The sequence below is a fragment of the Micromonospora sp. NPDC049662 genome (assembly GCF_040675055.1).
Lineage (GTDB): Bacteria > Actinomycetota > Actinomycetes > Mycobacteriales > Micromonosporaceae > Micromonospora.
In genome coordinates, this window is record NZ_JBFAOC010000018.1 from 14,163 (window position 1) to 34,094 (window position 19,932).

The 19,932-nt window shown below is 72.7% G+C and carries 16 protein-coding genes; 8 read left to right on the forward strand and 8 right to left on the reverse strand.

From position 1 onward, the window contains the following. Positions 1-47: 47 nt before the first annotated feature. Together AB0J36_RS16070 and AB0J36_RS16075 are read right to left on the reverse strand one after the other, a co-directional pair. On the reverse strand, positions 48-1,019 hold the full coding sequence (locus AB0J36_RS16070) for a hypothetical protein (RefSeq protein WP_363660810.1): 972 nt from the start codon (positions 1,017-1,019) through the stop codon (positions 48-50). A 4-nt stretch (positions 1,020-1,023) separates the two neighbouring features. Continuing rightward, the gene (locus AB0J36_RS16075) at positions 1,024-1,656 is read right to left on the reverse strand and encodes an MBL fold metallo-hydrolase (RefSeq protein ID WP_357397213.1); all 633 of its coding nucleotides are present in this window, start codon (positions 1,654-1,656) and stop codon (positions 1,024-1,026) included. A 94-nt stretch (positions 1,657-1,750) separates the two neighbouring features. On the opposite strand from AB0J36_RS16075, the gene AB0J36_RS16080 reads away from it, so the two are divergent. Further along, on the forward strand, positions 1,751-2,704 hold the full coding sequence (locus AB0J36_RS16080) for a DUF4349 domain-containing protein (protein WP_357397245.1): 954 nt from the start codon (positions 1,751-1,753) through the stop codon (positions 2,702-2,704). On the opposite strand, the gene AB0J36_RS16085 is transcribed toward AB0J36_RS16080, so the two are convergent. Next, positions 2,661-3,920, reverse strand: a complete 1,260-nt coding sequence (locus tag AB0J36_RS16085) for an amidohydrolase (RefSeq protein WP_357130326.1) — start codon at positions 3,918-3,920, stop codon at positions 2,661-2,663. The two genes, AB0J36_RS16080 and AB0J36_RS16085, sit on opposite strands and share 44 nt — an antisense overlap. 460 nt (positions 3,921-4,380) lie before the next feature. Further along, positions 4,381-5,964, reverse strand: coding sequence for a methylmalonyl-CoA mutase family protein (locus AB0J36_RS16090; RefSeq protein WP_357130329.1), 1,584 nt, complete (start codon positions 5,962-5,964; stop codon positions 4,381-4,383). A gap of 207 nt (positions 5,965-6,171) precedes the next feature. Between AB0J36_RS16090 and AB0J36_RS16095 the strand changes: the two genes are divergently transcribed. Together AB0J36_RS16095 and AB0J36_RS16100 are read left to right on the forward strand one after the other, a co-directional pair. Beyond that, a complete protein-coding gene (locus tag AB0J36_RS16095; RefSeq protein ID WP_363660811.1) occupies positions 6,172-8,235 on the forward strand; it encodes a serine/threonine-protein kinase in 2,064 nt (687 codons plus the stop codon). Between the two features lie 48 nt (positions 8,236-8,283). Continuing rightward, a complete protein-coding gene (locus tag AB0J36_RS16100) occupies positions 8,284-9,957 on the forward strand; it encodes a phospho-sugar mutase (protein ID WP_363660812.1) in 1,674 nt (557 codons plus the stop codon). A gap of 18 nt (positions 9,958-9,975) precedes the next feature. On the opposite strand, the gene AB0J36_RS16105 is transcribed toward AB0J36_RS16100, so the two are convergent. Next, entirely contained in the window at positions 9,976-10,653 is a 678-nt protein-coding gene (locus tag AB0J36_RS16105) for a GPP34 family phosphoprotein (RefSeq protein WP_357130337.1), read from the reverse strand. Positions 10,654-10,727: 74 nt separating this feature from the next. Next, complete coding sequence (gene upp, locus AB0J36_RS16110; protein ID WP_357130340.1) at positions 10,728-11,360, reverse strand: uracil phosphoribosyltransferase; 633 nt, start codon at positions 11,358-11,360, stop codon at positions 10,728-10,730. Between the two features lie 124 nt (positions 11,361-11,484). Between upp and deoC the strand changes: the two genes are divergently transcribed. Genes deoC through AB0J36_RS16135 form a run of 5 tightly spaced genes read left to right on the forward strand, consistent with a single transcriptional unit; the run spans position 11,485 to position 16,934 of the window. Next, complete coding sequence (gene deoC / locus AB0J36_RS16115; protein ID WP_357130343.1) at positions 11,485-12,444, forward strand: deoxyribose-phosphate aldolase; 960 nt, start codon at positions 11,485-11,487, stop codon at positions 12,442-12,444. A gap of 6 nt (positions 12,445-12,450) precedes the next feature. Continuing rightward, positions 12,451-13,881 carry an aldehyde dehydrogenase family protein gene (locus tag AB0J36_RS16120; RefSeq protein WP_357130346.1) on the forward strand — a complete coding sequence of 477 codons (1,431 nt, stop codon included), beginning with the start codon at positions 12,451-12,453 and terminating at the stop codon, positions 13,879-13,881. Then, on the forward strand, positions 13,874-14,698 hold the full coding sequence (locus AB0J36_RS16125) for an aldehyde dehydrogenase family protein (protein ID WP_357175041.1): 825 nt from the start codon (positions 13,874-13,876) through the stop codon (positions 14,696-14,698). Before AB0J36_RS16120 ends, AB0J36_RS16125 begins: the two co-directional genes overlap by 8 nt. Beyond that, positions 14,677-15,750, forward strand: a complete 1,074-nt coding sequence (locus AB0J36_RS16130; protein ID WP_363660813.1) for an SAM-dependent methyltransferase — start codon at positions 14,677-14,679, stop codon at positions 15,748-15,750. The genes AB0J36_RS16125 and AB0J36_RS16130 overlap by 22 nt, the downstream gene beginning before the upstream one ends. After that, positions 15,747-16,934 (forward strand): NADH-quinone oxidoreductase subunit D, encoded by a 1,188-nt coding sequence (locus AB0J36_RS16135; protein WP_357172599.1) that lies wholly within the window; start codon positions 15,747-15,749, stop codon positions 16,932-16,934. The genes AB0J36_RS16130 and AB0J36_RS16135 overlap by 4 nt, the downstream gene beginning before the upstream one ends. A gap of 6 nt (positions 16,935-16,940) precedes the next feature. On the opposite strand, the gene AB0J36_RS16140 is transcribed toward AB0J36_RS16135, so the two are convergent. Further along, positions 16,941-18,752 carry a hypothetical protein gene (locus AB0J36_RS16140; protein ID WP_363660814.1) on the reverse strand — a complete coding sequence of 604 codons (1,812 nt, stop codon included), beginning with the start codon at positions 18,750-18,752 and terminating at the stop codon, positions 16,941-16,943. Between the two features lie 107 nt (positions 18,753-18,859). Beyond that, the gene (locus AB0J36_RS16145) at positions 18,860-19,864 is read right to left on the reverse strand and encodes a glycine betaine ABC transporter substrate-binding protein (RefSeq protein ID WP_357132754.1); all 1,005 of its coding nucleotides are present in this window, start codon (positions 19,862-19,864) and stop codon (positions 18,860-18,862) included. Positions 19,865-19,932 lie beyond the last annotated feature (68 nt).

Here is a 19,932-nt window from a genome sequence, read left to right on the forward strand (position 1 = left end):
GACGGCCGCCCGCAGACGGCCCACCCACTCGTCGTCGTCCATCGATGTCAGTCTGCCGCCCCGCCGCCCGCGTCCGCATCCCCCTCTTCGGCCACCAACGCCTCGACGGCCGCCTCGACCTCGCCCGCCCGGCGGCGGGCCACGGTCACCGCCCGTTCGGCCGCACGCCGGGCCAGCTTCGCCCGGCTCAGGTCCTGTTCCGCCACCGCGCGCCGACGTTCCAACTCGGCCAGCTCCGTCTCGATCCCATCGAGTACGGCAACCCCGTCGCGCTCCTGCCCGACCGCCTCGGCCAGCTCGTCCTCGGCCCGCTGTTGGTCGGCGCGGGCACGGTCCAACTCGCGGTCCAGGGCCCGACGGCGGCGGGCCCGCTCGGCCCGAGCCGTTCGCTGCGCCGCCCGCTCGGCCTGCGCGGCACGCTCCCCGGCCCGGTCGGTACGGCGGTTCGGCTCCGGGCCCTCGCGCTGGGCGCCCGGCCGTCGAGCCGGCGGCTCCTCCTCGTCGCCGGTGACCAGTCGCAACTGCGGTCGGGGCACCTCGCCGAAGCCGGCGTAGGTGGCCGAGCGGAGCAGACGCCCCGCGCGTACCTGCTCGGCGACGTCGGCGTCGGAGAGCGCGGCGTTCAGGGTCGCCTCCACCTCGGCCAGTGGCAGCCGGCCGGCCGGTGGCGCCTCGGGCTCCGCCGCGGCGAGCGTACGGACCTCGGCGACCAGGGCCGCGACCACCGCACGGCGCTGGGCCGACAACTCCCGCAGTCGGGGACCGCGCAGCTCCCGCTGGGCTGCCCGTAGCGCGTCGGCGAGACCGACCAGGTCGTCCACCAGCTCGGGTCGTTCGATGGCGAGCAGGTTGACCAGCCAGGCGGCGACGGTGGGACGACGCAGCCGGGCCAGTTGCCGGGCGGTGGTCGGGTCCCCGGCTCTCCGGGCCTCGGCCACCGCGGCGTCCCGGGCCGCCACGAACCGGTCCGGTGGGGTGCGGTAGAGCTGCCGCACCAACTCCGTGGAGGGGCCGGGCATCGCGTCAGACGTCCACCCGGGTGCCGGGCTCCAGACGCTGGTACTCGGTGCCGGACAGCGCCGCGTACTGCCGGTTGAGCACGCCCAACCCGTTGTGGTTGAGCAGGGCGTCGTGCACGGCGTACGCGCGGCGCGGGGCGACCGCCCGGATGAAGTCGAGCACCTCGGAGAACTTCGACCAGGGTGCGTGGATCGGCGCGAGGAGCGTGTCGACAGGCGTCTCCTGCGGTACGACGAGCGAGTCGCCGGGGTGGTAGACCACGTCGTTGATCAGGTAACCGATGTTGTCGACCACCGGGATGTCGGCGTGGATGACCGCGTGGCGTCCCCCGTACGCGCGGACCGCGACCCCGGCGGCGGTGAACGACTCGCCGGGCTCGACGGGGCACAGCGCCTCCGCCGCGTCGCCCAGGGTGTCGGCGAGCGCGCCGGGCCCGTAGATCGGGAACGGCCGCCGGTCGAGCTGGAGGCGCACCGCGGCCGGGTCGAGGTGGTCCGGGTGCTCGTGGGTGACGAGCACCGCGTCCGCGCCGTCGAGCGCCGTCGCGGGATCGCTGAACACTCCGGGATCGACCACAAGCACTCCGCCGTCGTGTTCCACCCGGACACAGGAGTGGGCGTACTTGGTGAGCCGCATCGTGACTCCTCGACTTATCGAATCGTGATGTCCTCAGCGCAGTCTGCCGGAACCAGCGGGTGGACGCGTCGCGTCCGAACTATCGCCACTGAAGCTGACGACGATGGGAGCGGGGATGGACGGACGGACAGGGCGACGCCGGTGGGCACTCCTGGCGGCGGGAACACTTGTGGCGGCGCTGGCCCTCGTGGGGTGCAGCGCCGGCGACAGCGGATCAGCGGATTCGGCGGGTACGGCGGCCGAGGCCCCCCAGGCCGCGCTCGACAAGGGCAGCGGCGCGCAGGCAGCGGGGACCGCCGGGGCGGGCGCTCCGGATCTGCGGGTCGACCAGCGGGCGATCATCTACACCGGATCGATGCGGGTGCAGGTGACCGATGTGGACGCGGCGGCCCGCGAGGTAAGCGCGGTGGTCACCCGGGCGGGTGGTTTCGTCGGCGGGGACCAGCGGCGCAGCGCCGAGGCCGACGCGGTGGCCGAGCTGGAGTTGCGGGTGCCCGCCGCCAAGTTCGGCGCGGTGGTGGAGGAGGTCGCGAAGCTCGGTCGACAGCAGAGCCGCGAGATCAACACCCAGGACGTCACGGAGGAGACCGTCGACCTGGAGGCCCGGATCATCACGCAGCGGGCGCGCGTGGAGAGCGCGCGACGGCTGCTCGCCCGCGCCAACTCGATCTCCGACCTGGTGTCCCTGGAGAACGAGCTGGGTCGCCGGGAGGCGGACCTGGCCTCGCTGGAGGCCAAGAAGCGTCGGCTGGCCGACCTGACGGCGCTGTCCACGATCACGGTGTCGCTGGCCGGGCCGGCGGCGAAGGCCAGCGAGGAGAAGGCCGAGACCGGCTTTCTGGTCGGGCTCAAGGGCGGCTGGGAGGCGTTCGTCACCTCGATGACCGTCCTGCTCACCGTTCTGGGCGCGCTGCTGCCATGGCTGGTGGCGGTCGGCGTACCCCTGGCGGTCCTGCTGCTGGCGCTGCGCCGGCGACGCCGGTCGCCGGCGCAGGTCGCCGAGGTCAGCGCGCCGCCGCCAGTGCCCGCAGCGCGGTCTGCGCCATGACGCGTACGCCGGCCGGGATGGCCCGCTCGTCCACGTCGAAGGACGCGCGGTGCAGGTCGACGTTGGGGCCGATCCGGCCCACGCCGAGGCGGGCGAGGGCGCCGGGGACGTACTCCAGGTACCAGGAGAAGTCCTCGCCGCCCATGCTCTGCGGCGTCTCGGCGACGCCGTCCGGGCCCAGCGCCGCGCTGGTGGCGGCGGTCAGCACCTGGATGGCCCGCGAGTCGTTGCTGACCGGCGGTCGGCCGCGCAGGTACTCCAGGTCGACGGTCGCGCCGGTCGGGGCGATCACGTCCCGCACCACCTGAGCCACGATCTTGGGAGCCTGCTCCCAGGTGTCCCGGTCCATCACCCGCAGGGTGCCCGAGGCGCACGCCTCGGAGGGAATGACGTTGTAACGGGTGCCGGCCGAGGCGTGGCCGAACACCAGCAGCAGCCCGCTGTTGGCCGGCACCCGACGGCTGACCAGGGCCGGGACCTCGGTGACCAGCCGGCCGAGCGCGTCCACCAGGTCGACGGTCAGGTGCGGACGGGCGGTGTGCCCGCCCGGCCCGGAGAGCCGGACGGTGACGTTGTCGGCGGCCGCCGTGATCGGGCCGACGCGCAGGCCCACCTGGCCCACCGGCAGGTTCGGGTCGCAGTGCAGCGCGAAGATCTGCACCACGTCGTCCAGGCCGCCGGCCTCGATGACCTCCAACGAGCCGCAGGGCAGGATCTCCTCGGCCGGCTGGAAGATGAGCCGGACCCGGCCGTCCAGCTCGCCGAGGTCGGCGAGCTGGGCCAGCAGCATGCCGACGCCGAGCAGGATCGAGGTGTGCACGTCGTGGCCGCAGGCGTGGCAGACGCCCTCGACGGTGGAGCGGTACGGCACGTCCTTGGGGTCGTCGAGCGGCAGGGCGTCGATGTCGGCGCGCAGCGCGATGACCGGGCCGTCCGGACGACCGTTGACGTCACAGATCACGCCGTTGCCCTTGGGCAGCAGCCGGGGGTTCAGGCCCGCCAGCGAGAGTTCCCGGGCGATCAGGGCCGCCGTCTCGAACTCCGTACCGGACAACTCGGGGTGCGAGTGAAGGTGACGGCGCGTGGCGATGAGCCCGGGTACCCGTAGGGCGAGCAGGTGGTCCAGGTCGCGGGGCAGGGGCTGGGCCCCCGGCGGGGTCTCCAGCCAGGACGACGCCAGCTGGCCGCCGGTCGGCAGCGTCAACGCACTCGTCACGTCGAATTCTCGATCACTAGAGATGGATGGATCATCGGGGACAGCAGACAGCCTAGACCTCCGACGGTGACGCTGCGCAACCTCGTTACGGTGATGATCAGACCGCGCAGCGTCACGTATGCCCTGCTGAGCGCGCTCGTCGAGGTGCGGGACCGCAGGTAGATCGCGTTCGAACGCCGCCATCCGCCCCCTCACCTCCTACAACGCGTAACCAAGCGGAGTGTCCGGGAGTCGCGATACCACCCCTGGACCTACGCTGCGAATTGTCGCATTAGTCGGGGTGATGAACTTACACTCCGACAATAAGACGACCACGCTCCGCAACGGGCCGGACAAGGACGCTCACATAATCTCGCCGACGCCGACCGCACACCGTGTGCGTTCCGGCCCACCTGTTGCCGTACCCCCGGAGCCGGGCGGACACACCCGAGGGCGGTCGCGTCAGAACCGGCCGGTCGCGTCAGAACCGGTCCGTGGGCCGGTACTGCCCCCACACCTCGCGCAGCGTGCCGCAGACCTCGCCCACCGTGGCCCGGGCCCGCAGCGCCTCCCGCATCGGGTACAGCACGTTGTCCGAACCCTCGGCGGCGGCCCGCAGGTCGGCCAGCGCCCGCGTCACCGCGTCGGCGTCCCGGCCGGCGCGCAGCCGGGCCAACCGCTCGGCCTGCGCCGCCTCGATCGTCGGGTCGACCCGCAACGGCTCGTACGGCTCCTCCTCGTCGACCGTGAACCGGTTGAGCCCCACCACCACCCGCTCGCTGGAGTCGATCTCCTGGGCGATCCGGTACGCGGACTGCTCGATCTCCCGCTTCTGGAACCCGGCCTCGATCGCGTCGACCGCCGAGCCGTGGTCGGCCACCCGCTCCATCAACTCCACGGCGGCGGCCTCGATCTCGGCGGTCATCGCCTCCACCACGTACGAGCCGGCGAACGGGTCGACGGTCGCGGTCAGGTCCGTCTCGTACGCCAGCACCTGCTGGGTGCGCAGCGCGAGCCGGGCCGCCTTCTCGGTGGGCAGCGCGATCGCCTCGTCGAAGCTGTTGGTGTGCAGCGACTGCGTGCCGCCGAGGACCGCGGCCAGGCCCTGCACCGCGACCCGGACCAGGTTCACCTCCGGCTGCTGGGCGGTGAGCTGCACACCGGCGGTCTGGGTGTGGAAACGCAGCATCATCGACTTCGGATCCCGGGCGCCGAAGTCGTCGCGCATGAGCCGGGCCCAGATCCGCCGGGCGGCGCGGAACTTCGCCACCTCCTCCAACAGCGTGGTGCGGGCCACGAAGAAGAACGAGAGTCGGGGGGCGAAGTCGTCCACCGCGAGCCCCGCGGCCAACGCCGCCCGCACGTACTCCACGCCGTTGGCCAGGGTGAACGCGATCTCCTGCGCGGGCGTCGCGCCGGCCTCGGCCATGTGGTAGCCGGAGATGGAGATCGTGTTCCACTTCGGCACCTCCTTGCGGCAGTACGCGAACGTGTCGGCCACCAGGCGCAGCGACGGCTTCGGCGGGAAGATGTACGTCCCCCGGGCGATGTACTCCTTGAGGATGTCGTTCTGGATGGTGCCGTTGAGCGCCGAGCCGGCGACCCCGTTCTCCTGGGCGACGAGCTGGTAGAGCAGCAGCAGCACCGAGCCGGGAGCGTTGATGGTCATCGAGGTGGAGACCCGGTCCAACGGGATGTCGGCGAAGAGCAGCCGCATGTCCTCGATGGAGTCGATGGCCACGCCGACCTTGCCGACCTCGCCGTGCGCGATCGGGTCGTCCGAGTCGTACCCCATCTGGGTCGGCAGGTCGAAGGCGACGGAGAGACCGGTCGTGCCCGCCCGCAACAGTTGGTGGTACCGCGCGTTGGACTCGGTGGCGGTGCCGAAGCCGGCGTACTGGCGCATGGTCCACGGACGGGAGGTGTACATCGTGGGGTACACCCCCCGGGTGTACGGGAACTCGCCCGGGCCGCCCAGCCGGGTGTCCAGGTCCTCCGGAAGGTCGGCCGCCGTGTAGACGCCCTTGATCGGATAACCGGACTCGCTTGACCGCCGTTCGCTCATCCTTCGGATGGTAGGTCGCCCCGGCTCAAGGTCGGGTGAGGGATACCGCACAGTGCGTCTCGACCGGTCGACGGGAGGTGAACGCTCGGGCACGATCTGTCGACTTCGGTAAACGTCCGCCGCGTCGGCTTTCGCATCGGGCGTCGGAACCAGCAAGATAGGGGGGTTGTGTCCCAGCCCCCCTCGATTTCCCCCGGTGGCTTTTCTGTGACTCAGATCCCGACGTGGAGCGGCGGACAGGTAAGTCCCGCCAGCGGACGAGCAGCGCCCGGCACCACCATCGGTGACCGGTACTCGCTGCGGTCCGCGGTGGGCAACGGCGGCATGGGCACGGTGTGGCGTGCCACAGACACCCTGCTGCGCCGCGATGTGGCGGTGAAGGAGGTCGTCCTGCCCCCGGGCCTGGCGCCCAGCGACCGCGACGCCATGTACGAGCGGACGCTGCGCGAGGCCCGCGCCGCCGCCGCCATCCAGCACCCCGCCGTGGTGCAGGTGTACGACGTGGTCACCGAGGCCGGTCGGCCGTGGATCGTGATGGAGCTGCTGGACGCCCGCAGCCTCGCCGACATGGTCATCGAGGACGGCCCGGTCGCGCCCCGCGCGGTCGCCAAGATCGGCATCGCGCTGCTCGGCGCGCTGGAGGTCGCGCACGCCATCGGCGTCCTGCACCGCGACGTCAAGCCGGCCAACGTGCTGATCTGCTCCGACGGCCGCTGCGTGCTGACCGACTTCGGTGTCGCCCGGATGCCCACCGACGTGCAGCTCACCACGCCCGGCATGGTGCTCGGCTCCCCGCACTTCATCTCGCCCGAGCGGGCCATGGGCCAGGAGTTCGGTCCGCCGAGCGACCTCTTCTCGCTGGGTGTGACGCTCTACACGGCCGTCGAGGGGCGTCCCCCGTTCGACAAGGGCGACCCGATCGAGACGATGCACGCCGTCGTCGAGGACCCGCCGGCCCCGCCGCAGCGCAGCGGCCCGCTGACCCGGGTGCTGATGGGCCTGCTGGAGAAGGACCCGGCCCGTCGGCTGGACGTACACACCTCCCGGGGCATGCTGCGGGAGCTGCTCGCCGGCCCGTTGGGCAGCACCGCCACCGCCGTGCACTCGGTCACCGACCCGTACGCCGTGGTGCCGGTGCAGCAGCGTCCGGCCCCCGTCCACCAGCCGGCCCAGCCGGAGTCGAAGTCGGACAACCAGATCGGTGGCCGGGCCATGCTCGCCCCGGACGAGTCGCTGACCGACCGGTTGGCCGCGCTGCGCCGGGGCGAACGCCCGCAGCCGGCCGGCGCGGCCGCCGCCGCAGCCCTTGACGAGACCAGCGCGGACGCGCTCGCCGGCCCGCTGCACACCCCCACCGGCGCGATGCCCGGCGCGGGTCGCCCCGCCACCGGGCGCACCTACGGCGGTGGCGCGGACGCCACCCAGCGGGTGGACGCCGGGGCGCACCCCGACGCGACCCAGCGGGTCACCTACGGCAACCGGCCCGACGCCACCCAGCAGGTCGGCTACGGGGCGCCCGAGGCCACCCAGCGCATCGGCGGCACCTACGGCGGCGGCAACCAGTGGTCCGTTCCGGGCACCGGCCAGCCCTGGACGACGACGCCGCCCCCGACCGCCGGCGGCGGCAGTGCCCTGGACAAGGTCCGCGCGACCGGTGGTCAACTCGTCACCACGGCGAAGGGCTGGCCGCGCAAGGTCCAGCTCGCCGCAGCCGGTGGCCTGGTCGTGCTGCTGCTGATCAGCATCGTGGCGCTGTCGGGCGGGGACGACCCCGCGCCGAGCACCCCGCAGGCGCAGCCGACCCCGTCCGCCCCGGCGGGCCCCGCCGTCGAGATGCAGGAGCACACGGCCCGCGGCATCCAGGTGATGGTGCCGAAGGGTTGGAAGAAGGCCACCGGCGGCTCGTACACCGACTACATCGACCCGGAGGACGACGGTCGCAAGATCCGGATCCTCACCGAGAAGTGGACCGGGACGCCCACCCGCTGGGCGGAGAGCGCGCAGAACTTCCTCCGCACCAAGAGCACCAACTGCAAGAAGCCGTACGAGCAGGTGGCCATCGCCGAGCAGCAGTTGGCGGGCAGCCCGGGCGTCGAATTCGAGTACACCTGCGGCTCCGGTGGCGAGATGCGCCACGGGGTGTGGCGCGCGGTCGTCAAGGACGGCAAGTCGTACTCGTTCTACCTCTCCGCCACCGAGGACGCGTTCGCCGAGAGCAAGCCGATCTTCGACGAGATGGTGAAGACGTTCCAGCTCACCGGAAACGGCTGAGCCGGAGGGAACCGGCAGCGGTGATCCGCCGTCGTGCTATCAAGGGGCATGGCGGCGGACACCACTGACATCGACGACATTCGCGAGCAAGCTCGGCGCTGGCTGGCCGACGATCCCGACCCGACCAGCCGGGACGAGCTGACGGCGGTGCTCGACGGGCTGCCGGCGAGCGCCCCGGAGCTGGCCGACCGGTTCGCCGGCCCGCTGACCTTCGGCACGGCCGGCCTGCGCGGTCCGCTGCGCGCCGGCCCGAACGGGATGAACCTCGCCGTGGTCACCCAGGCCGCCGCCGGTCTGGTCACGTGGCTCGCGGCCCAGGGTGGGCACGGCCCGCTGGTGATCGGGTACGACGCTCGGCACGGCTCCCGCCAGTTCGCCGAACGCACCGCCCAGGTGGCGACCGGTGCCGGCCGGGCGGCGCTGCTGCTCCCCCGCCCGCTGCCGACCCCGGTCCTCGCGTACGCGGTGCGTCAACTCGGCGCGGTGGCCGGCGTGATGGTCACCGCCAGCCACAATCCACCCCAGGACAACGGCTACAAGGTCTACCTCGGCGCGGAGCTGGGTGGTGAGCTGGGCGCCGGGGCGCAGATCGTGCCGCCGGCCGACGCCGGCATCGAGGCCGCCATCCGGGCGGTCGGCCCGCTGACCCAGGTGCCGCTGGGGCGGGCCGGCGAGGTGCTCGGTGACGACCTCGTCGCCGCGTACGTCGAGCGGGCCACCGCCGTGATCGACGCGGACGGGCCACGGGACCTGTCCGTGGCGTACACCCCGCTGCACGGGGTGGGCGCGGCGGTGCTCACCGCGACGTTCGCGCGGGCCGGTTTCCCGGTCCCCGGCGTGGTGCCCGACCAGGCGGAGCCCGACCCGGCGTTCCCGACCGTCTCGTTCCCCAACCCGGAGGAGCCGGGGGCCGTCGACCGGCTGATCGCGCTGGCCGACTCCACCGGCGCGGATCTCGCCATCGCCAACGACCCGGACGCCGACCGCTGCGCCGTGGTCGTCCGCGCGGCCGGGGCCGGACAGGGCTGGCGGATGCTGCGCGGCGACGAGGTGGGTGTGCTGCTCGCCGACCACCTGATGCGACGCGGCGTGACCGGGCTGTACGCCACCACCATCGTCTCGTCGTCGCTGCTGCGGGCGATGTGCGCGGCGCGGGGCCTGCCCTACGACGAGACGCTGACGGGCTTCAAGTGGATCGTGCGGGCGGGCGGCGGAAGCGCGCCGCTGGTCTTCGGTTACGAGGAGGCGCTCGGCTACTGCGTCGCCCCGGAGCACGTCCGGGACAAGGACGGCATCACCGCCGCGCTGACGGTGGCCGAGCTGGCCGCCGGCCTCAAGGCGCAGGGTCGGACGCTGACCGACCGGCTGGACGAGCTGGCCGCCGAGTTCGGCGTGCACCAGACCGACCAGCTCTCCGTCCGGGTCGACGACCTGCGGGAGATCGCCGACGCGATGGCCCGGATCCGGACGGCCACCCCGGGCACGCTGCTGGACCAGCCGGTCGACAGTGTCCGGGACCTGCTGCCCGAGTCGGACGTGGTGATCCTGCGTACCGCGACGGCCCGGGTGGTGATTCGCCCCTCGGGGACCGAGCCCAAACTCAAGGCGTACCTCGAAGTGGTGGAGCCGGTGCCCGACGGCGATGTCGCCGCCGCCCGGAGCCGGGCCGGCGCGGCGATCGCGCGGCTGCGGGCCGACGTCGCTGCCGCGCTCGGCATCTGACCGGGTGCGGGCCGACGGTCAGGCGCGCTTGCCGAGCGCCGCGTCGACCGCCGTGGCCAGGGCGGCGACGACCAGGCCGACCGAGGGGCGGACCACCGAGTCGTCGGTGCTCACCTGGCCGGAGAAGCCCGCCCCGGTGGCGATCTCCTCCAACCGGCGGCGGGCGGTGGCGGCCTCCTCGCCGCTGACGCCCAGCGCGGACTCCATCCGCAGCACGACCACCAGGGTGGCGAGGGCGGCGGTCCGCTCGTCCGGGGCCGCCGCGCCGGCCAGCGCGTCGGCGAGCCGTCGGCGGGTGTCCGCCTCGACGGAGGTGTCCACCACCGGGTAGCGGTGTACGTGGATGAAGCCCAGTTCGGTCTCGTCGACATCGCGGACGACACCCTGGGCGCACAGGTCACCGAGGATCTTGTCGCGTAGACCGTGCCGCAGGCGCTGCACCCACGAGGCCGGGGTGTGCGGGGTGTCGGCGGCGATCCGGGCGAGCACCCCGTCGGTGACCGGCTCGCCGGTGGGCGTCGCGTCGATCACGGTCAACGACCCGTCGGCGAACGCGATCCGGCCGGCCAGTGCCAGCTCGACCAGCACCGCGGCGGCCATGCCCAGGTCCAGGCTGATCCGCGGCATGGTCGCCTTGCCGGTCGAGTCGTCGTAGGCGAGGAGCAGCAGCTCCTCGGCGAGCGCAACACCAGTCATGGCCGGAGACGGTAGCGGGTCCGCGCACCACCGCGCGCGGACCCGCCGGACCCGGCACCGACCGGGTGCCACGCTCAGAACCGGGGCATGCCACCGAACTGGCGGTCGCCGGCGTCGCCGAGCCCGGGGACGATGAACATCTTGTCGTTGAGGCCCTCGTCGATCGAGGCGGTGACCAGGCGCAGCGGCAGGCCGGAGCGCTCCAGCCGCTCGATGCCGACCGGCGCGGCGAGCACGCAGAGCACGGTGATGTCGGTGCAGCCCCGATCGGCCAGCAGCCGACAGGAGTGCTCCAGTGAGCCGCCGGTGGCGAGCATCGGGTCGAGCACCAGCACCGGCAGGCCGGCCAGGTCCCGGGGCAGCGACTCCATGTAGGCGCGCGGCTCGTAGGTCTCCTCGTCGCGGGCCAGGCCGACGAAGCCCATCGAGGACTCGGGCAGCAGGCCGAGCGCGGCGTCCGCCATGCCCAGGCCGGCCCGCAGCACCGGCACCAGCAACGGCGGGTTCGCCAGCCGGGTGCCCTCGGTGCCGGTGACCGGGGTCTGCACCGGGTACCGCTCGACGGGGAAGGTGCGCGCCGCCTCGTACACCAGCATGGTGGTCAGTTCGTGCAGCGCCGCCCGGAACGTCGAGGAGTCGGTGCGCGCGTCCCGCATGGCGGTCAGCCGGGACTGGGCCAGCGGGTGGTCAATGACGTGTACGTCCACGATCGCTCAACCTACCCGTCCGGTCGGCGTGCCGGTGGGGGTGCGGGCGGACCGGCGACCTCGCTCACGCCCGCAGCCGCCGTGACCAAGATCACTCCGCGGTTCCGTGCGTAGACTTCTCGGCATGACGGCGACAACGACGTCGGCCCGGTCGGACCTCTCCGAGCTGGGACGATCCGAGACCGCTCTGCGGACCTTCCTGCACGGCCTGCCCGGCGTGGACCAGGTCGGCGCGGAGCAGCGGGCGGCACAGCTCGGCACCCGCTCCATCAAGACCACCGCCAAGGCCCAGGCGATCGACCTGGCGATCCGCATGGTCGACCTGACCACCCTCGAGGGCGCGGACACCCCCGGCAAGGTGCGCGCGCTGGCCGCGAAGGCGCTGCGCCCGGACCCGGCCGACCTGTCGTGCCCACACGTCGGCGCGGTCTGCGTCTACCCGGCGATGGTCCCGTACGTCGCCGAGGTGCTGGCCGGATCCGGTGTCCACCTCGCCAGCGTGGCGACAGCGTTCCCGTCCGGCCAGGCGCCGCTGGAGATCAAGCTCGCCGACGTCCGGGCCGCCGTCGAGGCCGGCGCCGACGAGATCGACATGGTGATCAACCGGGGCGCGTTCCTGGCCGGGCGGTACCAGGAGGTCTACGACGAGATCGTGGCCACCAAGGACGCCTGCGGTGACGCCCACCTCAAGGTGATCCTGGAGACCGGCGAGCTGGCCACCTACGACAACGTGCGCCGCGCCTCCTGGCTGGCCATGCTGGCCGGCGGCGACTTCATCAAGACGTCCACCGGCAAGGTCCCGGTCGCGGCGACGCTGCCGGTGACCCTGGTCATGCTGGAGGCGGTCCGCGACTTCCGCGCGGCCACCGGACGACAGGTGGGCGTGAAGCCGGCCGGCGGCATCAAGACCACCAAGGACGCGATCAAGTACCTGGTGATGGTCAACGAGACCGTCGGCCCGGACTGGCTCGACCCGGACTGGTTCCGCTTCGGCGCGTCCAGCCTGCTCAACGACCTGCTGATGCAGCGCACCAAGCTGACGACCGGCACCTACTCCGGTCCCGACTACTTCACCCTGGACTGATAGCCGATGTTCGAATACGCCCCCGCCCCCGAGTCCCGCTCGGTGGTGGACCTCAAGCCCGCGTACGGGCTGTTCATCGACGGCACGTTCGTCGACCCGACCAGCGGCGGCAGCTTCAAGTCGATCAACCCCGCCTCCGAGGAGGTGCTGGCCGAGGTCGCCGAGGCCGACGCCGAGGACGTGGAGCGTGCGGTCAAGGCCGCCCGTAAGGCGTACGACAAGGTTTGGGGTCCGATGCCCGGCCGCGACCGGGCCAAGTACCTGTATCGGATCGCCCGGCTCATCCAGGAGCGCTCGCGTGAGCTGGCCGTCCTGGAGTCGCTGGACAACGGCAAGCCGATCAAGGAATCCCGCGACGTCGACCTGCCGCTGGTCGCCGCGCACTTCTTCTACTACGCGGGCTGGGCCGACAAGCTCGGTCACGCCGGCTTCGGGCCGAACCCGCAGCCGATCGGGGTGGCCGCCCAGGTCATCCCGTGGAACTTCCCGCTGCTCATGCTGGCCTGGAAGATCGCCCCGGCGCTGGCGGCGGGCAACACGGTGGTGCTCAAACCCGCCGAGACCACCCCGCTGACCGCCCTGCTGTTCGCCGAGATCTGCCAGCAGGCCGACCTGCCGGCCGGCGTGGTCAACATCGTCACCGGCGCCGGCGACACCGGGCGCGCGCTGGTCGAACACCCCGGCGTGGACAAGGTCGCCTTCACCGGCTCGACCGAGGTCGGCCGGGCCATCGCCCGGTCGGTCGCCGGCACCCGCAAGAAGCTGACCCTGGAGCTGGGCGGCAAGGCCGCCAACATCGTCTTCGACGACGCCCCCATCGACCAGGCCGTCGAGGGCATCGTCAACGGCATCTTCTTCAACCAGGGACACGTCTGCTGCGCCGGCTCCCGCCTGCTCGTCCAGGAGAACGTCGCCGACCGCGTGCTGGAGTCGCTCAAGCGGCGGATGGCCCAACTCCGCGTCGGCGACCCGCTGGACAAGAACACCGACGTCGGGGCCATCAACTCGGCCGCCCAGCTGGAGCGGATCCGCGAGCTGTCCGACGCCGGCTCCGCCGAGGGCGCCGAGCGCTGGTCGCCGCCGTGCGAGCTGCCTGACCGTGGCTTCTGGTTCGCGCCCACCATCTTCACCGGCGTCACCCAGGCCCACCGAATCGCCCGCGAGGAGATCTTCGGGCCGGTGCTGTCGGTGCTCACCTTCCGCACGCCGGCCGAGGCCGTGGAGAAGGCCAACAACACGCCGTACGGGCTGTCGGCAGGCATCTGGACCGACAAGGGCTCCCGGATCCTGTGGATGGCCGACCGGCTGCGCGCCGGCGTGGTCTGGGCCAACACGTTCAACAAGTTCGACCCCACCTCGCCGTTCGGCGGCTACAAGGAGTCGGGCTACGGTCGCGAGGGCGGCCGGCACGGGCTGGAGGGGTACCTCAATGTCTGAGCGGGTCGCGGTACGCAAGACGTACAAGCTCTTCATCGGCGGGAAGTTCCCGCGCAGCGAGTCGGGACGGTCGTATCTCGTGCAGTCCTCGAATGTGTCACTGGCCTCCCGCAAGGACGCCCGGGACGCGGTGGTCGCCGCCCGCGCCGCCGTGAAGGGCTGGGCCGGCGCGACCGCGTACAACCGGGGTCAGATCCTCTACCGGGCCGCCGAGATGCTGGAGGGTCGCCGCGAGCAGTTCGTCGCGCTGGGCATCGGAGGCGACGAGGTGGACGCCGCCGTGGACCGCTGGGTCTGGTACGCCGGCTGGGCCGACAAGCTCGCCCAGGTGTACGGCGGCGCGAACCCGGTCGCCGGCCCCTACTTCAACCTCTCCGCGCCCGAGCCCACCGGCGTGGTCGCGGTGGTCGCCCCGGAACGCCCGGCGCTGCTCGGCCTGGTCAGCGTGATCGCCCCGGCGATCGTCACCGGTAACACGGTGGTCGTGGCGGCGTCGCCGTCCGAACCGCTGGCGGCGGTGACGCTGGCCGAGGTGCTGGCGACCTCCGACCTGCCCGGCGGTGTGGTCAACATCCTGACCGGCGCGATCACCGAGACCGCGCCCACGTTGGCCGCGCACCTGGACGTCAACGCGATCGACCTGACCGGGGTGACCGACGCGTCGCTCGCCAGCGAGCTGGAGGTCAAGGCGGCCGAGAACCTGAAGCGGGTGCTCCGACCGGCCCCGGCCGACCACGACTGGACCGCCGACCCCGGGGTGACCCGGATGACGACCCTGCTGGAGACGAAGACGGTGTGGCACCCCAAGGGGGTCTGATCTGGCGGTTCGGCCTTGGGGTTTTCCGGGGGGAGCCCGCCCACTCCGGGCGGTCAGGCTTGATCCCTGCGTGGGCGGGCTCCCCGGAAACCCTGACTCCTGCGGCCGCCGTCCGTCGGTCACCCGATGGGCCGTCGTGGGTCGCCGGTCGTCGGTCGCTCGCGGAACGGATCCGCTTCACCGCAGTCGAGTACGCCAGCCGCCCGGAGAACCTGCCCAAGGAGATCCACTGGACCACCGAGATCCCCGACGGCATCACCGGACTGTTGCTGGCGACCGAGTGGCTGGACAACGTGCCGTTGGACGTGGCCGTTTACACCGACGATGGGTGGCGGTATGTGCTGGTCGATCCCTCGACCGGGTTGGAGACGGTTGGTGAGCCGGTCAACGCCGCTGATCTTGATTGGCTGACCACCTGGTGGCCCAGTCCGGCGAGCCCTCACGGTGCGGACCGTGACGTGACCGGTGGTCCGGCCTCGACGGACGCGACGAGCGGAAGCCGGTCGGGCTTCGGGGCAGCCCGGCCGGCGCAGGGATCAAGCCTGACCGCCCGGAGCCGGCCGGGCTGCCCGGAAACCCCACACACCGACCACCGCGCAGAAATCGGCAGACCACGCGACGAAGCCTGGGGGTACGCGGTGGGCAGGATCAGGCGCGGGTTGGCGGTGGCGGTCGACTATGGGCACCTGCGGGAGGGGCGGCCGGTGGATGGGACGTTGACGGGTTACCGGGGTGGGCGGCAGGTGCCTCCGGTGCCGGACGCGTCGAGCGATGTCACCGCGCACGTGGCCATGGACTCGGTCGCCTCCGCCGGCGCAGCGGTCGCCCGGTGCGCGTACTCCCTGAGCTTGCAGACCGAGGCGCTGCGGGCGCTCGGGGCCGACGGCGGTCGACCGCCGCTCGGCCTGGCCGGCACCGACCCGGCCGGCTACGTGCGGGCGCTGGCCGCGGCGTCGGCGGTGGCCGAGCTGACCGACCCGGCCGGGCTCGGCGGGCACTGGTGGCTGCGCCAACCGGTCGGCATCGGGCTACCGACGGCCGTGGCACGATGACGGGCATGAGCACCGACGCCGGGGACCTCCGTGAACTGACCGTCGGCACCGGGGCCGGGCTGGTCGCCGGCACCGGCGGTCAGCAGCTCGGCACCGACATGGTGCTCAACATCGGCCCGCAGCACCCGTCGACGCACGGCGTGCTGCGACTGAAGCTCGTGCTCGACGGCGAACGGGTGGTCGCCTGCGAACCGATCGTCGGCTACATGCACCGGGGTGCGGAGAAGCTCTTCGAGGTACGCGACTACCGGCAGATCATCGTGCTGGCCAACCGGCACGACTGGCTGTCGGCGTTCTCCAACGAGCTGGGCGTGGTGCTCGCCGTGGAACGCCTGATGGGCATGGAGGTGCCCGAGCGGGCCACCTGGCTGCGGATGGCCCTCGCCGAGCTGAACCGGGTGCTCAACCACCTGATGTTCCTCGGCTCATACCCGCTGGAGATCGGCGCGATCACACCGGTCTTCTACGCGTTCCGGGAACGGGAGACCATCCAGGCGGTGATGGAGGAGGTCTCCGGGGGCCGGATCCACTACATGTTCAACCGGGTGGGCGGCCTCAAGGAAGAGGTTCCGTACGGCTGGACGGGACGAGCCCGTGCGGCCATCGGCGAGGTACGCGGACGGCTGCCCGACCTGGACCACCTGATCCGGCGCAACGAGATCTTCCTGGCCCGTACCGTCGGAGTGGGCGTGCTGTCCGCCGCCGACGCCGCCGCGTTCGGCGCGTCCGGGCCCGTCGCCCGCGCCTCCGGCCTCGACCTGGACCTGCGCCGCGACGACCCCTACCTGGCGTACGACGAGCTGGACGTCCCGGTGGTCACCAAGACCGCCGGGGACTGCCACGCCCGCTTCGAGGTGCTGCTCGACCAGGTGTACGCGTCGCTGGACCTCGCCGAGCAGTGCCTGGACCGGGTGGACCGGCTCACCGGGCCGATCAACACCCGCCTGCCGAAGGTGCTCAAGGCGCCGGAGGGCCACACGTACGCCTGGACGGAGAACCCGCTCGGCATCAACGGCTACTACCTGGTGTCGCGGGGTGAGAAGACGCCGTGGCGGTTGAAGTTGCGCACCGCGTCTTACGCGAACGTGCAGGCGTTGGCCACCCTGCTGCCCGGCTGCCTCGTACCGGACCTGATCGCCATCCTCGGCTCGATGTTCTTCGTGGTCGGCGACATCGACAAGTGACCGGGATCAGCGCCAGCGGTCGGTGATCGGGGCGCCGCCGGCACGGGGCGCGTCGTCCTGCGGCGGGTAGCCGTACCGTTCCTCGACCCGGCGGCGGCCACCCCGCTCGGGGGCGGGTTCCGGCTCGTGGCCGCGCTGACGCGGCGGACGCCACTCGTCCGGTACGGCCACGCCACCGACCGGCAACGCCGGCCGAGGTTCGTCCTGCCGGCGCGGATCCTCGTGGCGGCGGGCGTCCTCCTGCCGGCGCGGATCCTCGTGCCGGCGCGGATCCTCGTGCCGGCGGGCGTCCTCCTGCCGGCGCGGATCCTCGTGGCGGCGGGCGTCCTCGTGGCGGACGGACGCCCAACGGTCCGCCATCCGGTACTCGGTGCCCGTGGCGTCGGCGTGCACCTCGGCCCGGCGTTCCCCGACGTGCAGCTCACGGCCGTTGTCGTCGTCGCGGACGGCCGCCCACCGGTCGCCGGCCCGAAGCTGGGACCAGTACTCGCCGGTGTCGTCCGCGCGCAGGGCGGGACCGGGCTGCGGGGCGCCGGCGCGCTCCGGCTCGGCCTGTTCCGACCAGCCACGGCGCTGCGAACGACCGTCCCACGCGGACTCGTCGGCCGGCGCGTAGGCGTCGCGCTGGTCGGTCCACTCCGGCTCGTCGGCGCGAGCCGTCCTGCGGGGCACCTCGTCGCCACGATCGGGCCCGCCCCATCCCGAACCGTCGCGGGGGCCAACCGGGGCCGGCTCCCCCCGAGAGGCGTGCTGCGTACCCCAGGACCGGTCGTCGGCGCGGCGCTCGCGGTCGTCGTCGGCGTACTCGGACCGGGGCTCCTGCGCGTCGTCCCAGGAACGGGCACGCCCCTGGGCGCCGCCGCCCCGGGTCCATTCCTGGGCCGGCGGGGTCCACTGGCCGCCGTACCCGGCGCCGTAGCGCCCACCCGACTCGGCGGGACCGCCGTCGACGACGGTGTGCCGGGTCGTGACGTGCACGGTCTCGGTGTGCCGGACCACGCCGACCGGCCGGTGCGTCGACTCCGGGCGGTCGCGCTCACGCGGGCGGTCGTACTCGCGCGGCGGGTTGTACTCCCGCGCCCGGTCGTGCTCCGGCGGGCGCGCAGTGGCGCCGTACACGCTGCCGGCGGTGGGCTCGGGAGCATCCGCGGCGCGGTGGCGGTACGCCGGTTCGTCGTCGGCACGGTCGTCGCGTCCCCACCGACCGGCCGCCTCGTCCGGTGCCGGCACCCGCACCCGAGGGGCGTCCTCGTCCGTGGCCGGGGCCGGAATCCGACCGGCGGCCTCGCCCGGAGCCGGTACCCGCACCCGGGCGGCCGGGATGTCGCCGGGGACCGGTACCCGGCTGCGGGCGGGTGGGGTGTCGTCCACCGGCTCGACGGACGGCACGCGGGCCCGGCTGGCCGCCGCCGGCTCGGCGGCCGGGGCGGCGCCAGCGAGGGCCGCACCGGTGGCGTCGAGGCGGCGACGGACCGCGGCGATCCCGTCCTGGGCGCGCTGCGCCTGGTCGAGCGCCTGGTTACCGCGCTGCGCGGCGGCCACGATCTCGGCGCGCAACTCCCGGCGCAACTCCTCGATCTCCTCCAGCAGCTCGTCGGCCCGCGCCGATGTGCCGTCCCCGTCGGGGCGCAGCGCGATGGAGAGGCCGATCAGGACCACCGCCACGATGGCGAGCACCGCCGCGAGACGCAGCGGACCGTTACCGTCAGCCACCAGGAGAATCAACGCCGCGACGGGCGCCAGCGCCACGCCGCCCCAGAAGAGCACGGTCAGCAGAAGCGGTTGACGCCGGGCGTCGGAGGTGACCGGGGCTGGCATGGGAGTGCAGCCTACCGACGATCCGCACCGGAGGGAACGGTTCCCGGACGGACGGACGCCCCCGCCCCTGCGGGGCGGGGGCGTCCGTCACACGCCGTAGCAGAGCGTCAGCTCGTGGCGAACGCACTGTCCGAGGAGAAGACCAGGCCCACACTGATCTTGCCCTCACGCAGACCGTTCTTGGTCAGCGGTCCACCCTGGTCCAGGGAGGAGAACGAACCCACCGAGAGGCCGTAGGTCTTCTCCAGGCCCGGCTTGCAGAACGGCCGCTGCTGGCACTCCGGCGGGCCGCCCAGCACGGTGGCGCTGCCGGAGCACTTCGCGGCCAGCTCGGAGAGGGTCCGTACGCCGTACTTGTCGGCGAACTCCTGGGTCACCGCGAAGGCGTTCTGGTCCTGCGCGGCGGCCGGGGCACCGAAGGTGATGCCCACCTTGTCGCCCTCGGCCTTGAGCGCCGTCACCGTGGTGTTGATGTCAGGCGAGGAGACGGGCGGGGGGTTCTGGCCGTTGGCCTTGGTGTTGAGGAACTCGGCCATCGTCGACGCGTACTCCGGGACGACCTGAACCTCGCCCTTCTCCAACGCCGGCTCGTACAGCTCCCGGTTGCCGATCTGCTGCACCTTGACCTGGTAGCCGGCGCCGGTGAGCGCGATGCGGTACAGCTCGCCCAGGATCTGGCTCTCGCTGAAGTTCGCGGCGCCGACCACGATCTCGCCACCCGGGCCCTTGGCGATGCCCGCGGTGAGGTTGTTGGCGCTGGCGAACTCCTCGGCCGCGACCTTGGGGGTCTTGCGGTCGACGTCGACCGCCTTGTTGAGCTGGACCAGCTTCGGCGTGTCGAGCGTCGCGGAGACCTTGTCGAGCGCGGCGATCAGCTGTGGGTTGGCCACCTTGCTGTTGATCGCCGGGAGGACGTTGTCGGAGTTCTGGAGCTTCTTGTCGTCGGTCAGCGCGATGAGCTGCTTGCCGGCGACCGGTGCGCACCCGGCGCCCGAGGCGCTGGTCTGGGGAGCGTCGGTGCCGGACGAGCCGGCGTCGCCACACCCGGTGAGAAGTGCTGCCCCGGCCACGACGCCGACGGCGCCGATCGCGAGACGTGTACGTGCGCGCATATGTGCCGCCCGCCTTCCGTGTCCCGGCGCGACCCGTCCCGGGCCGGCCGCGTGTCCGACGGGCGATC